13 protein-coding genes and 2 pseudogenes are annotated in these 13,668 nt (G+C 68.9%); 5 read left to right on the top strand and 10 right to left on the bottom strand.

Annotated features, from left to right (window positions below; all coding sequences use genetic code 11):
• Positions 1-38 precede the first annotated feature (38 nt).
• From OG230_RS35365 to OG230_RS35385, 5 genes are all read right to left on the bottom strand, one after another.
• A complete protein-coding gene (locus OG230_RS35365) occupies positions 39-1,187 on the bottom strand; it encodes a hypothetical protein (RefSeq protein ID WP_328907859.1) in 1,149 nt (382 codons plus the stop codon).
• A gap of 337 nt (positions 1,188-1,524) precedes the next feature.
• The gene (locus tag OG230_RS35370) at positions 1,525-2,127 is read right to left on the bottom strand and encodes a dihydrofolate reductase family protein (protein WP_328907860.1); all 603 of its coding nucleotides are present in this window, start codon (positions 2,125-2,127) and stop codon (positions 1,525-1,527) included.
• Positions 2,124-3,038 (bottom strand): metalloregulator ArsR/SmtB family transcription factor, encoded by a 915-nt coding sequence (locus OG230_RS35375; RefSeq protein ID WP_328907861.1) that lies wholly within the window; start codon positions 3,036-3,038, stop codon positions 2,124-2,126. The genes OG230_RS35370 and OG230_RS35375 overlap by 4 nt, the downstream gene beginning before the upstream one ends.
• A 371-nt stretch (positions 3,039-3,409) precedes the next feature.
• Positions 3,410-4,330 carry a hypothetical protein gene (locus OG230_RS35380; protein ID WP_328907862.1) on the bottom strand — a complete coding sequence of 307 codons (921 nt, stop codon included), beginning with the start codon at positions 4,328-4,330 and terminating at the stop codon, positions 3,410-3,412.
• Positions 4,331-4,352: 22 nt separating this feature from the next.
• A complete protein-coding gene (locus tag OG230_RS35385) occupies positions 4,353-4,745 on the bottom strand; it encodes a hypothetical protein (RefSeq protein WP_328907863.1) in 393 nt (130 codons plus the stop codon).
• Between the two features lie 94 nt (positions 4,746-4,839).
• Between OG230_RS35385 and OG230_RS35390 the strand changes: the two genes are divergently transcribed.
• Positions 4,840-8,655 (top strand): CHAT domain-containing tetratricopeptide repeat protein, encoded by a 3,816-nt coding sequence (locus tag OG230_RS35390; RefSeq protein WP_328907864.1) that lies wholly within the window; start codon positions 4,840-4,842, stop codon positions 8,653-8,655.
• A 297-nt stretch (positions 8,656-8,952) separates the two neighbouring features.
• On the opposite strand, the gene OG230_RS35395 is transcribed toward OG230_RS35390, so the two are convergent.
• The 4 genes and pseudogenes from OG230_RS35395 to OG230_RS35410 form a co-directional block, all read right to left on the bottom strand.
• Positions 8,953-9,264 carry a sulfite exporter TauE/SafE family protein gene (locus tag OG230_RS35395; RefSeq protein WP_443051618.1) on the bottom strand — a complete coding sequence of 104 codons (312 nt, stop codon included), beginning with the start codon at positions 9,262-9,264 and terminating at the stop codon, positions 8,953-8,955.
• Positions 9,242-9,451: pseudogene (locus tag OG230_RS35400) on the bottom strand (leucine zipper domain-containing protein); the annotation flags it as partial. The pseudogene OG230_RS35400 and the gene OG230_RS35395, both read right to left, overlap by 23 nt.
• A complete protein-coding gene (locus OG230_RS35405; protein WP_328907865.1) occupies positions 9,448-9,801 on the bottom strand; it encodes a DoxX family protein in 354 nt (117 codons plus the stop codon). The pseudogene OG230_RS35400 and the gene OG230_RS35405, both read right to left, overlap by 4 nt.
• Positions 9,798-10,094: a hypothetical protein gene (locus tag OG230_RS35410; protein WP_328907866.1), complete on the bottom strand. Its 297-nt coding sequence runs from the start codon at positions 10,092-10,094 to the stop codon at positions 9,798-9,800. The genes OG230_RS35405 and OG230_RS35410 overlap by 4 nt, the downstream gene beginning before the upstream one ends.
• An 83-nt stretch (positions 10,095-10,177) precedes the next feature.
• On the opposite strand from OG230_RS35410, the gene OG230_RS35415 reads away from it, so the two are divergent.
• The 4 genes and pseudogenes from OG230_RS35415 to OG230_RS35430 form a co-directional block, all read left to right on the top strand.
• Entirely contained in the window at positions 10,178-11,044 is an 867-nt protein-coding gene (locus OG230_RS35415; protein ID WP_328907867.1) for a sigma-70 family RNA polymerase sigma factor, read from the top strand.
• 105 nt (positions 11,045-11,149) lie between these two features.
• The gene (locus OG230_RS35420) at positions 11,150-11,707 is read left to right on the top strand and encodes a hypothetical protein (RefSeq protein WP_328907868.1); all 558 of its coding nucleotides are present in this window, start codon (positions 11,150-11,152) and stop codon (positions 11,705-11,707) included.
• Between the two features lie 199 nt (positions 11,708-11,906).
• The gene (locus OG230_RS35425; RefSeq protein WP_328907869.1) at positions 11,907-12,338 is read left to right on the top strand and encodes a VOC family protein; all 432 of its coding nucleotides are present in this window, start codon (positions 11,907-11,909) and stop codon (positions 12,336-12,338) included.
• A 2-nt stretch (positions 12,339-12,340) separates the two neighbouring features.
• Positions 12,341-12,430: pseudogene (locus OG230_RS35430) on the top strand (IS5/IS1182 family transposase); the annotation flags it as partial.
• Positions 12,431-13,014: 584 nt separating this feature from the next.
• Here OG230_RS35430 and OG230_RS35435 read toward each other — a convergent pair.
• The gene (locus OG230_RS35435) at positions 13,015-13,539 is read right to left on the bottom strand and encodes an SMI1/KNR4 family protein (protein ID WP_328907870.1); all 525 of its coding nucleotides are present in this window, start codon (positions 13,537-13,539) and stop codon (positions 13,015-13,017) included.
• Positions 13,540-13,668: the final 129 nt, after the last annotated feature.

Consider the following 13,668-nt stretch of genomic DNA (forward strand, 5'->3'; position numbering starts at 1 on the left):
ACCTGGTTCGCGCAGGCCGACCTGGGTGCGCTTACTCGTCAGCGCCGAGCTCGATAGGGCGGGAAGCTCATCGGGTCGAGGAAGTCCTGATCAGAGTCTGGCCAGCGACAACGCAGCACACTGGCGATGCGGCGGATCCACGCGGTGAGGTGGGGCAGGGTGCTGTGGGACTGGGCGGTGCGGGCTGCGGCTTCGAGTGTTTCGATGAGTTGGAGACGACTGTCGTCACCAGCTGACCGGGTGTCGAGCAGGGGGAACCGCTGCAGACGGACCAGCGCCCAGGACATGCAGGCCGCGGCGAGGCCGAATCCGTACCGGCGATCGTCCTCCGCCTCCGGGATGCCGCGGACCAGCGTGCGGCGGTAGTGGTCAGCCAAACCTGTGGCGGTTGGGTCGCCCACCGTGATCCATGCCGGGCCAGGGACATGCAGACACACGGCGTCGGTCAGCGCGTGTGCGTAGTCGGCGAACTCGAAGTCGATGAGGCGGGCGTCGGTCGGCCCGGAAGCGTGAAGGAGGATGTTGTTGGCTTCTGCGTCGCCGTTGCTGAGGGCGAGGAACGGGCCTGGTTCGTGCAACTCATCAAGTAAGGCAGTTAGTTCGGTCGCAGCCCGGCCGGCAAGTGGAGCCCCGAGCGCCATGGCGTGTTCGATCGCTCCCTCCCGGAACCGCGCGAGTCGTCCCGCCCGGTCGGCAGCCGGATCAACCGGCCCCAGCGCGGCTCGGCGCGCGTAGTAGGCCGCAGCCTGCCCGGCCGTGGCTGCGCCCAGCTCACCGAGGGCGTGAGAGAAGGCGGCCAGCCGCTCGCTGTGAGTCGTCGCTCCGTCGCGCCGAAGCAGCTGGTCCAGGGCAACGCGGGGTGCGAGGTCTTCGAGCACCAGGAGCCCGGCGGTGATGTCGGCGGCAATGACGCGAGGGGCAAGGCCGCCCCCGACAACGTCGCCGAGGAATTGGAGCGCAGCATGCTCGGTGCGCAGCCGCCAGGCGGCGGCCCTCGTCTCAGTCGGGTCAGCCTCTACCCACTTGACGACGACGGAGCGTGGAGCGGCAGCGCCCCGCAGCCCCACCCGGGCTACGGCCCAGGGTTCCAGCCGCTCCCAACGGTCGACAGCGATCGGAGAGGAGTAGTGATCAGTCAAGAGGTTCTGCAGAACAGCGGCTCGGGAGATCGCTCTGGGGGCAGGCACCCGCACACCCTACGGCTCGAATGCCGGGGCATCGCGCGTCAGGGCGAGAGATCAAAGGGAGCGGCTGTTGGCCTTTGCTTGCGTACCAACTGGGGGATCTCCAGCGAGCGCAGCACCGGGCCGCAGGTCTTGACTAATACTCCATCGGCTTCGCCCGCTCCCTCGGTGCCAGCCCCCTCGACATCGGCCCGGACTCACTGTCGCGGGAACCGGCATCCTCGCTCTGACTCCGTACGGCGTCGCCCGTGGTGTACCGGCAGGCGCCTACCGGATCTGAGGCGGCAACAGGGATTTCCTCATTCCGTGTGCAGGGGAACTGTCGTCCTGGCCACCGAACTCAGCGGACTCGGTCGTAGACGAGCGCCAACGTGCCGTGCTCGCCCGCGGTCTGGTCGGCGAGTGTCCATCGGCCGGCGGGCAGCCCGTCGTCGAAGAGGCGCGGGCCGCCGCCGAGGAAGACCGGGAAGACCGTGAGTGCCAGCCGGTCGACCTGGTCGGCTGCGAGCAGGGCCTTGATGACGCTCGCGCTGCTGAGTACGAGAATGTCGCCGCCTTCGGTGGCCCTCAGCTCCGTGACCGCCTCGGCGGCCGGCTTGTCGACGATCGTCGTCCGCTCCCACGGCGCCACGTCGAGGGTGGAGGAGAGGACGACCTTGTCGGTGTCGACGAGCCACTTCGCGAAGCCCTCGTCGCGTGGGTCGGCACCCTCCATGCCGATGACGGTGGGCCAGAACCCGAGAAATCCCTCGGCGTTGACCCGCCCGAGCAGGGCGGTCGTCGCCGGCTCGCAGAGGCTGGTCAGGTGATCGCGGGCGACGTCGGTATGGGCGTAAGGCATCACCCAGCTCATGTCCAGCGGGTTCTCCGGCGCCGCGTAGCGGCCGTCGAGGGAGAGGCTCATGTTGGTGACGACTCGGCGGGCTGCGGTCTGCTCGGTCACTTCGTGCTCCCTGTGTCGGTGGAGTTGGTTGAGTCGGTCGCGTGGCTTCCGGCGAGGTCGGCGATGTCGGTGAAGTCGGTGGGCGGGGTGTCGCGCGAGTCCGAGGAGAGGGCCGCCGCGAGCTTGTCGAGGCTCTGGCCGAATCCGATCTCGATGCCCGCCACGAAGTCCGCGGAGTCGACTGTGCTGTCCGTAATCCTCCAGTGCACGTCGAGGTCCGTGCCGGTCTCGGTCGGCCTGAGGTCGAGGTCGACGTGGGCGGTGAAGGCGAGCCCGCCGTCGGGAAACAGAGGGGAGAGCCGGTACGCGAGACGCTCGCGGGGGCGTACGTCGTCGACGACGCCCTCCGCTCGCCCGGCGACCGGTTCGGAGCCGTCGGTGTCCTCGGCGTCCCGGTACTCGTGGACGATCCGCCCGCCCCGTCGCGCCTCGAAGACGAGCTCGGAAACGCGCAGGTCGTCCGGTGTCCACCAGCGTGCGAGCAGGGCGGTGTCGGTCAGGTGGCGCCACACCAGCTCCGGAGTCCCCGTCAGCGACCGGAGGAATCCGAACGAGCGGCCGTCGGCCCACCCCGACTCCTGCGCGGCGAGCCGCTCCGCCTGGAGGCTGAGCCCGTAGCGGTCGTAGGTCGTGTGCGGGCCGCCGGCCCGGTCCGCGGCATCGGCGAGCCCACCGAGGGCGTCTGCCAGGTCCCGCAGGGGAGTGGACCGGAGCGCGTAGATGCGCCGCTGCCCGGTGCGCTGGGAGGTGACCACGCCGGCGCGCTCAAGGGTCTGCAGGTGCTTGGTCGTCTGCGGCTGCCGCGCCTCGGCGAGCTGGGCGAGAACGCCGACGGAGCGGGGTCGTTCGGCGAGCAGACTCACCAGCCGCCAGCGTGCCGGGTCGGCCAGTGCGGTGAGGAGTGCATCCATGACCACAAGTATTCTCGATGGAGAATATTCGTGTCAAGGAATATGAGTGGATCGGTCGGGGCGCGGCGCGGGCGGGGAAGAGTGGTCTGTCCGGGAGGCCGCAGATCTTCGTATGCGACGTGGGTGAACTGCCCGTTGCGAGAAGACACTCACGGCCATGCGACGGCCGAAAGGCCAGGGGCACGCTGAGCGCACGGAGCCGCTCTGCAGCAGTGCCACGCCCTCTGTGCATCTGGAGCGCGACCTCTGTTGCCGGTGGACATGACGTCCATGCACCGGGTGCATGACCTCGCCCGTGCATACGCGACTGTGTCATCGCTCGTACTCGTGCTGCACGGGCCGAGGCCACGCAACCATGCCGTACGTGAGCGTCAGTCGGCCTTCCTGAACACCTCCGACATCCCGTCCCCCGTCTCTCGGTCCAGCAGTCCCACCGAGTCCGGCGCGATCAGGCCGACGCGCGTGGCCAGTTCCCGGCCGTGTACGTCGACGGCCGCCTCGATCAGGCCCGCCAGCGCCTCCAACGCGCTGCGGCCACGCGAACGGGACACCGTCGCGCAGCCGACGGCGACCAGCGCCGCCGGCCACCACCAGAGGGCGAGCAGGGCGTAGCCCACGGCCCAGGCGGCCAGGCGGGATGCGGCGCCGAAGGAGTCGCGGGCGGACTGGATCTGTTGTACGGCGGGTTCGGGGAGGATGAGCCACAGGCGCGGCCACAGGGCCGCGAGGTCCACGCCGTAGGCGGCCTCGACGCGGTCCGCGGTCGCCTGCATGCGGTCGCCGTACCAGGTGGGGCGGGTCGGTTCGCGCAGCGCGATGCGGTCGCGGGCCTCGGTGAGGGCTTGGATCCGGTCCCACCGGCCGCGCGGGATCGACACCGTGCCGTTCACCACCGTGCCGGTGGCGCCGGCGACGGTGTCCTCCACCTTCGCGTCCCGTTCCTTCCATCGGCGAAGGCGCCGTTCGGTGAGGGCACGCGAGAGCGGGTCCCGGCCGAACCGCAGTCGGCACTGCTCGATCGCACCGCCGAGGAACTGGGCGGCGAGGGAGGTGGCCGCCGCCGTGAGCAGCACGAGCGCGACCAGGAGCGCGGCGGTGCCGGTCCGGTCCAGGGCGGGACGAACGGCCAGATCGTCCAGGGTGGTTCGTAGTCGCTCGACGTCGTGCCAGTGGCGGTGCCCCAGCGTGGTGCCGACCACGGCGACGCCGAGGAAGAGGGCGCCGGGCAGCACCAGCATGTTCAGCCAGCGCTCGGTGAGTTTGCCGCCCAGAGTGGCGAGGAGCGGGTTCATGAGATCGAGGAGCGTGCGACGGTCACTGCTCGGGCTCCAGCCGGGCCTTGTGCATGCGCGCGTCGTTGACGGCGCAGTGCGCGGCGGGAAGCCGGTAGCGGACCACGTGGAGTCGGCTGCACCGCGCCGGTCCCGGGCACACGGCCACCTTGGTGTGGGGCGCGAGACCGGGTGCCGTGGCCCCCCGGGCATGGCCGGCCAGCCCCTGCGCGTCTCCGGCCACGCGCAGGGCGTGGTCGAGGTCGTCGTAGCAGGCCGCGAGTTCGTCGGCGCCCGCACCCGACCGAAGGAGGTCCCGTGCGCGCTCGGCCGACTCCTGGACCCCGGGTCGGCGCAGCTCCGTGGACGTACTGAACAGCTTGCACAACGCGGCTGCCTTGTCGCTGAGTTCGGGGATCCCGGGCGATGCGGTCATGCTCCAATTGTGCCGGACGGCCGGCGTGGCCGAGGGCGAGTCGGTGCGCGACCGTCATCGACGGCGGGATGGACAGCAGGAGGGGAGCGACGAGGTGAGGGACGTACGGGACCGGCTCGTGCAGGCGATCCGTGCACGCCTCGCGCGGGCCATGGCGGCGGACGGCGCAGTGCTCGGAGACGTGGTGTTCGGGCCCGAGACGGATTCCGAACTCCGGGCGCTGCTCAGGGCCGTCGACACCAGGACCGATATGGAGGCCAGGCACGTCGCGGGCTGGCTCTGCATCGCTCGTGCGGCGGGGTCCTCCGGCTTGCAGGGTGCCATCCACGGATCCATGGCCGGGACGCTGCTCTACCCGGTGTGGGTGGCCGAGCCCGGTCTCGTACCACCGCAGTTGGCGGCCGGGTATGCGGCGGCCGACCCGTCGAGGCACCCCGATCCCGCGAACGCCGACAGTGCGGACGAGTGGTCGGCCGAGTGTGCCGCGGCCCTCATCGCGGCCGAGGGCCAGCAACACAGTCCGCCTCGGGACGCCGGTGAGGACGAGCTGCTTCTCTACGAGTTGGCTGCACGGGTAGGCGCCGAGGTCCCCGCGCGTGAGGCGTTGCTCGGCATCGCGATAGGGATGGGCAGTCTGGCGGTCCTTGCGACGCCCGAACACGACCCCACGTACACGACGCGGATCGCCGACCTGAACCACGCGCTGTCCCTCCCCGGCCGCCCGGCAGACGACGCCGACAAGGGCACCGAAGCGGCGATCCTTCTCATGTACCGCACCCTCAAGAGCACGCCCGCTGCCTCGCCCGACCGGCTGCTCGCCCTCAGCAACCTGGGCATCCGGTTCCTGGACCGCTACTGGGAGTCGTTCGACCCGGATGACCTGTACGAAGCGGTCGGCATTTCGCGAGACGTGGTGGCCCAACTGCCTTCGCACAGCCCGCATCTCGCCCACGGTCTCAGTACCCTGGGCAGCTCGCTGATGGCGCTCCGGCAGCGGGAGGGCGGCACCCGCGAGGAGTTCGACGAGGTCGTGGACCTGTTCCGTCGGGCCGCTCCCGGCGATCCGAAGGGTGCGGCGGCGGCAGGACGCAATCTGGCCCTCGCGCTCGTCCTGCGGTGCCAGCGCGGCGGCCGGACGCAAGATCTGCACGAGGCGGTCGACGTGCTGACCCAGGCACTGAGCGCCTCCGGGGATCCGGAGCAACTCGTCCTCGTACGCGCCGCCTTGGGCAACGCGCTCCGCGCCCGCTTTACGGTGATCGGCGACGGCGCCGATCTGGATGCCGCGATCACGCATCTGACCGCCGTGGTCGCCGCGACCGGGGAGGTGTCATCCCGGACGGCGACGCGGCTGCTCGCCCCCGCGATGGCCCTGTATGCCAGGTACGGCCTGGATCCCCGGCGCCACAGCGCGGACCTGGCCGACGCCCTGCGCCTCCTGCGGCAGGCCGTGACACTCCTGCCGCGGAGCCATCCTGAGCGGCCCGTCGCACTCAGCGATCTCGGCATGGTGCTGACCAAGCGCTACCAGGCCATCGGAAGGCCGGAGGATCTGAACGAGGCGATCCAGGCGTGTAGGGACGCCGTGACGCTGACCCCCGAGGAGCACGAGATTCTCGGCGTCCGGCTGCTCAACCTCGGCATGGCCCTGGGCTTGCGCCACGAGCTGATCGCGGACGGCGAGGATCTGCGGCAGGCGCAGGAATGCCGGGACCGGGCCGCGAGGCTGCCCGGCCTCGGCCGGGCGCACCAGGCGGCGCTCCTCGGCTCGACAGCGATCTCCCTGATGACCGGCTTCGAGCGTGCCGCGGACCCGTCCGCCCAACTCGACGAAGCAGTACGGTACTTCCGGGACGCACTCGCTCTCACCCCGGCGGCCGACCCCTTGGTCCAGCGCCGCCGCCACAACCTGTCGATGGCCCTCATCACCCGCTGCCGGGTCGCCAACCGGCTCAGCGACGCCCGTGAGGCACGTGATCTGGCCGATGCGGTGATCGCGGCTCTGCCCGCGGACTCGCCCGAGCTGCCCGCCGCTCTCGAAGTGGCCGCCGGTGCCCGCATGTCGAGCGTGCGCGCCCTGCTCTCGTCGGCGGTCAAGGACGAGGCGGTGGCGCTGATCCGCCGGGCCGTCGACGCCACGCCTCCCGGCCACGCGAGGCGCACGCCGCGCCTGATGAACCTCGGCAACGTCCTGCGGGCCCGGGCCATCGGGCGCCGTCGCGGCAGCGCAGCCGAGGCGGCCGAAGCGGCCGACGTGTTCAGGGAAGCAGCCCTGGAGCAGCAGTGCGCGCCCTTCGAACGCCTTGACGCCGCACGCGCCTGGGGAGACGTATGGGCGGAACTCGGCCTCTGGGATCGCGCCTTGGACGGCTACGTGACGGCCGTCGACCTGCTGCACCTGGTTGCGCCCCGCCATATCGTGCGCGACGACCAGGAGTTCCTGCTGAGCCGCACCGTCGGACTGGGCGCCGCGGCGGCGGCCTGCGCGGTGCGCTGCGGCCGGCCGGAGCTGGCCGTGGGACTCCTCGAACAGGCCAGGGGAGTGCTGCTCTCCCACGCCTTCGACGCCGACAGCGATCTGACCCGGCTCCGGGAGACCGACCCGCACCTCGCCGACCGCTTCGTGGAGCTCCGGGACGCCCTCGACACGGCGACCGACAGCCGGGCCGGGCTGAGCGAGGAGTTCCCCGGCGAAGGACCCTCGCGCGCCTTCACCGCGCACGCCGACCGGCGCCAGCGACTGGCCACCGAATGGCGGGACCTCACCGCCCGCATCCGCGCCGAGCACCCCGGGCTCGGGCTGCTGCGTCCGGTACGGGAGTGGGACGAGCGCGAGCTGCGCGCGACGGCCGAGGCAGGACCCGTGGTCCTGGTCAACGTCTCCCCGTACGGCAGCGACGCACTGGTCGTCACCGGGCGCTCCATCGAGGCCGTGCCGCTCCCGGGGCTCGATCCACGGACGACGGCAACGCGCCGACGGACCTTCGAGGACGCGCTGGTCCGCATCGAGGCGCCCGGAACCTCCCGCAAGCAGTCCCATCGCGCCCAGCAGGTCGTACGTGAAACGCTTGCCTGGCTGTGGCAGGCGGTCACCGGCCCGGTCCTCGACCATCTCCGCCTCCCGGCCGCACCCAACGGCCCCTTGCCCCGCATATGGCTGTCGCCCGGCGGCGCCCTGGGCACGCTGCCGCTCCACGCGGCGGCCCCCGCCGAAGGCGTGCCCGGCGCACTGGACCGGGTGGTCGCCTCGTACACGCCGACGCTGCGCGCCCTCCACCACGCTCGGCAACGCGTCGCCCGCCCGGCGGGTGCCGGAACGCTCCTCGTCAGCGTCGCGCAGGCCGACGGACAGGCCCCTCTGCCCGGCGCCCGCCGCGAGGCGGACCACCTTGCCCAGCTGCTGCCCGACGCCGCGCTACTGGCGGACACCGCGGCCACGCACGCCGCGGTCGTCTCCGCGTTGCCCCGCTGTGCCTACGCGCACTTCGCCTGCCACGCCTTCGGCGACCTCGAACGCCCGTCCGCCAGCCGCCTCGTCCTGCACGACCACACCGAACGCCCGCTGACCGTCCGCGACCTCGCCCGACTCCGCCTCCCGTCGGCCCGGCTCGCGTACCTCTCCGCCTGCGACACCCTGCGGACCAGCCCCGAACTCGCCGACGAGGCCGTCCACATCGTCAGCGCCCTCCAGATCGCGGGCTTCCCCCATGTCGTCGGCTCGCTGTGGCACGTCGACGACACGATCGGAGCGGTTGTCGCGCAGGGGGTGTACGAGGCCCTGAGCACGGGCGGCGGCGCGCTGGACGTCGAAAGGACGGCCGAGGCCCTGCACGCCACCGTGCGCAAGCTGCGCGACACCTACCCCCGGACCCCGAGCCTGTGGGCCTGCCAGGTGCACGCGGGCCCCTAGCCACGGGTCCCTAGCCTGTGCGGCTCGGCAGTGGGGACGTTGACTTCTTGACCCCGTCGATTCGCTTGAGCCGAGCCGAGCATGCGGTGGGCAGCCGACAGCAGATGCGGTCGTGCGGTCGCCTGTACGTAGGCCAGTTACCGGAGCGAGTGCTGCTGATCCCGCAGCACCGGGCGGTGCCGTGTCGACCGCCGGATCCTGGCTGCGACCGCGGCGGTCAGGATGGCCCCGAGGCCAGCCCACGTGGGGCGAGAGCCGGTACGACGAGGAATCCGCCGCCGGAGCCCACCAGGCCCGTCACCGCGCCGACCACGAGACCCTCGACGGCGATGTGCTTGAGGGGCAGTTCACTGTGGGCGGGTCGCGCCCATTTCCGGCTTTTCGGGGCTTTCGGAGCATCGCGACAGCGGTGGCCAGCATCATCAGCGCGAAGGCGATGAGGAGGACCCTTCCGGGGATGTGTTCGGCGAGACGTCCGCCGCCGTATTCGCCGACCATACTGAACGCGCCGAAGAGCAGACCGGTCCGCCAGCGGACCCGGTGCGCCCGTGCGTGCGGGACCAGCGCGGCCAGGCTGGTGACACCGAGCGCTGGTCGCGCTCGGCTGATGGTGCGGCGTTGAGGACCGGTCGAGCAGCCCGAGGTCGCCGTGCTTACGCCAGCGGTTCACCCACTTGGATGCGCATGCGCGGGAGATGCCCGTCTCCGCGGCGACGTGCGCAATCGGACGCGTTTTACAGCGTTCGATCAACCGGCAGCGGCCTTCCGCGAAGAGGGGTGCGTTGGCGTGGGTCATAGTTTGCCCACGAAGAAGCTGGTGCTGGCGACTGCGAGTAGCAGGTAGCCGCTCGGGAAGGCGATGTTGTAGAAGACGCGTGCGCGGACGTGAGCTAGGACCGCGCCGATGAAGAACGCGGTCAAGCCGATTCCTGCTGCCAGGCCCAGCCAGTGGACCCCGAGCAGCCCCATGAGAAGGCCGACAGCGCCCGTGAGTTTGAGGGTTGCCAGGTACGGCATTGCAGCTGGCGGGAGTCGAACCTCTGCGGAGTTCGCCAGCACGAACGGTGCCCGCGCGTAGTCCGCGATCGCAATGAAGGCGTTCGCGACGACGCACCCAACCGTGGCGATGATCAGTACGGAGCTCACGAGTTGTACGACCCCACGACGGAAAACGGTTCTGGTAGAACCGGCGCTCCCGCGGCGCGGCTGATCAGGTCTCGCAGCTGAGAGGCTTGCGGTACTCCCACCAACGGATTCTGTGCTGCCTCCTCCATCTCGAGGGCCAGGATGAAGTCCTGCCCCGGCTGACTGGAGTACGCCGTGTAGACCACGTCCTGGGGTGATGCCGCGCGGAGGGCGACGAACACCCTCGCAAGTCGCGACCGGACGTCGGCAGCTGTGCCGCTGTCGGTGCGGAACCGCACCATCTGTAGGCTCATGACGTTGTCATCTCCTCGGGATGCGAACAGGAATGGGTTGAACCGACCGTCCTGACGTCCGCAAGCCCGGAAAGGTGACACCCATGACGATCACGGTCGAGGAATTCGAGACCGCACGACCGCATCTGCTGTCGGCTGCCCACCGCATGCTCGGCTCGGCTCATGACGCCCAAGACGCCGTCCAAACGGCATGGTTGCGGGTCATGATTGCCCGACCCTCACCATCGATTGAGAACCCGTCAGCCTGGCTCACGACTGTCACCGCCAGGGTCTGCCTGGACGAGCTGCGTGCCCGACGCCGTCGCAACGAAGCGCCGCTGCTCGCGGACGCCATCCCGGCCGCAGAACTGGCCGCGGACGAAGCAATCCTCCGTACAGAGGACGTCTCCCGGGCGCTCATGGTCTTGTTGAACCAGTTGACCTCGTCCCAACGGGTCGCGTACGTCCTGCATGACCTGTTCTCTGTGCCGTTCGACCAGATTGCGCACGTGCTGGGCGGGACAGTGCCCAGTGCCAAGAAACACGCCAGCAGGGCTCGACAACGCCTCGACAGCGCCCAGCATGCCTCGGAGCGGAACAGTCGGCCAGACCAGCAGATCGTCGAAGCCTTTCTGACAGCAGCCCAAACCGGGGATACGCGCAGAATGATCCAGCTGCTCGCGCCCGACAGCGTCCGCGACGCCGACGCGGCACTCCTGCCTCGCGGAGCCCGCACCGCCGTCATCGGTGCTGTCGACATTGCCACCGAGACCGTGCACTTCCGTGATCGCATTCAGGCGGCTTGCAGACTCACTGTCAACAACAAACCGGTGTACCTCATCGCCCCGGGAGGACATCCCCTCGCCACGATCGAGATCAGCACAGCCAATCAGAAGGTCACGAGAATCACGCTGCGATTGGCCCAAGCCGACGACCACTTCGCGGCCGCCCTACCGTCAACAACCTCCTGACCCGCAACAACTAGGGCCTGTCTCTTGGAAGTGCGGTTCGATGGTGCCGCATGCCTGATCGATAACCTGTGTCGGCGTCGGCAGCATGGTGCGAAACTTCGGTCCATGACCTCACCCGAGCTCAGTGACCTGGACTATCTCCGGGAGATCGAGCGTCTCGCCGGCCGCGTCAGCGTGGAGGCATCCAACGAAGGATGGCTCTCGTTTCAGGCAGAGCCGGAAGACGCAACACCACTCCAGCGCAGCGTGAACGTGCTTGCTCGGGCTCTTCGCCACTACCACTTCGAAGGCGACGGTTGCCTCGACGAGGACCGGCCTCTGATCCGCCTCGTCGGAGCCTCGGTGTTGAAGCCCGGGACCATGCCGGCCGGAGTGGAGGAGTCGTACGAGGAGGTGTGTGCACGGATCGGCGTCGGCCCCAGGCCCGAGGGCTGGGCCCTGTGGAACACCTGGAGCGATGGAGACCTGAAGGTGACCATGGTGGTTTCCACGGTCGAGACGACCGAGGGCCTTTTCGAGAACTGGGCCCGCGGGAGGGCACTCGATCCGGTGTCACCGCTGCCCTCCCAGATCGCCCTCGTCCGTCAGGGTTGGATAGGGCCGATGACGTTCTCACCTCGCGGTGTCAGACGGACTGGCCTTGGCGGTCGGCCGCTGTCCTAAGGGCTGTCCGTAACTGATCTTTGGCACGAGAGTGGTCGGCTGAGTTCGGATCCTGGGTCCCACCCTTTGGGAGAGGTGCCGACCTCGGTTCACCCCTGTGACCGCACGTCACAGCAGCGGATGGCAGGGGACGTCCTCGCGGCAACGTGTGGATCCACCCGCCCGGGGAGATGAGCAGGGCCCCTGTTATCGTGCGCCGATGTCAACGATCAAGCAGTTCCAAGTGACCTTCGACTGCGCGGAACCTGCGCGCCTCGCCGCCTTCTGGTGCGAGGTGCTGGGGTACGTCGTACCGGCAGTCCCGGAGGGCTTTGCCACGTGGGAGGAGTACCACCACTCGCTGCCGCCTGAGGACGAGGTCTACTTCGCGTGCGCTGATCCCTCGGGTGTGGGCCCGCGTGTGCTCTTCCAGCGAGTTCCCGAAGGCAAGGTCGTCAAGAACCGGGTGCATCTTGATGTGCGGGTCGGCACAGGGCTCGTGGGTGACGAGCGCCTGGCCACACTCGAGGGCGAATGCGCACGGCTGATGGCGCTCGGCGCGAAGCACGTGCTGACGCAGCGTGCCGATGGCGTCAACGAGTCGTGCATCACGATGCAGGACATCGAGGGCAACGAGTTCTGCCTCGCCTGATTCTCCTCCGAGACTGCCGCCTCAAAAGCGACGGCGTCCACCACGCCATGCTCGGCATCGCGCGACTGCACAACCTCAACCTTGTCGGATAGGTAAACGGTTGGGCCGGTTACCGACCGCGTCCGCAACCAACGCAAGATCATTTGCGGGACAAGCCTTAGTCGACTGTTCCTTTCTGGCGGCACGTCGACCGGGCATCGCGTGCGTCACCGCCCGCCCGGGAGGAAACGGATGGACGGTGATGACCTGCGGCTTGGATCAGAATGCCCGAAAATAGGGCGATGGGATCGAATTTGCGACACCGAAGGGTTCGCATTCCGTCTCCACGGGAGCGCGGTAGATGAATTCCGAGGCTGGCACGCCAAAGCGCTGAAATGGGTCCAGGGTCAACGCGAGCGATCACCGGCCAAGTGGCCGGGTCTCATGCTGTGTCAGCCAGCCAGTAGTACTCTTCCTCGATCACGGAAAAGCCTCACTGTACGAGGCCCGTTCCCGGACTATTCTCGTTCATGCCGAGAAAGCCGGAGGGGTTGAACTTCGTAGGCGTAGGCGAAGTTCTTCCTTTTGTCCGTGTCACCGGAGGCGGACTGGACCAGCCTGACGCAGTCGGGGCCCGCCTCCTGATGGAAGCAGGCCCCGACGCCATCATCCGCTACGGGGCGACTCTTGAGCCCCCTTAGTCGACGGAAACTATGGGTTCAGGCCCCGGAAAGTTCGGAGGGATCCTATGAGGTGTGGCCGTTCCGGAGCACAGCCAGGCGAGATAGCTCGAGAGGCTGCCCTTGTAGTGGAACCAGTCGTCATTCCGCCCAGCCACAACGACTGTCCATTCGTTGGGCTGCCCTTCTGTTCGCCAGTGAAACTCGTCCCCATCTATCGAGCTGCCCCACTGCAGCAACCCTCCCGATTCCGGGAACACAGGGTAGCCGCCGAGCATTCCCTTGTGCGCCATGCCCTCGGCACCAGCGAGATCCTCTGTCTTCCCCTCAACGAATCGCGCTTCGTTTCCTGGGAGCGGCGACGTCACAAAGAGGAATTGCCCGATCTGCAGTCGAGGGTACGACTCCGCCAAAGTGACATAGTCGTCCGGCAGTCGAGTCCCCAACCCGTCGAAAACCAACTGCCAGTCGATGCGCCTTGGAACCTCGAGACGCTGCGCCACCAGCCCCGGCAGTGCAACCTCCAGGGATTCGATACTCAACAGCCACCTCCATTTGCGCCCTTGTTTTCTATCCGCACACTGAAGAGTTTACGGGTCGGTGTCGACGCCGTCATGGTGATCGCAGTCGGCCGGTCAAATCGCCATGATCTTCACGGGCGGATTGGCAAT

Origin of the sequence: Streptomyces sp. NBC_00234 (assembly GCF_036195325.1) — a bacterium.
Classification (GTDB): Bacteria; Actinomycetota; Actinomycetes; order Streptomycetales; family Streptomycetaceae; genus Streptomyces.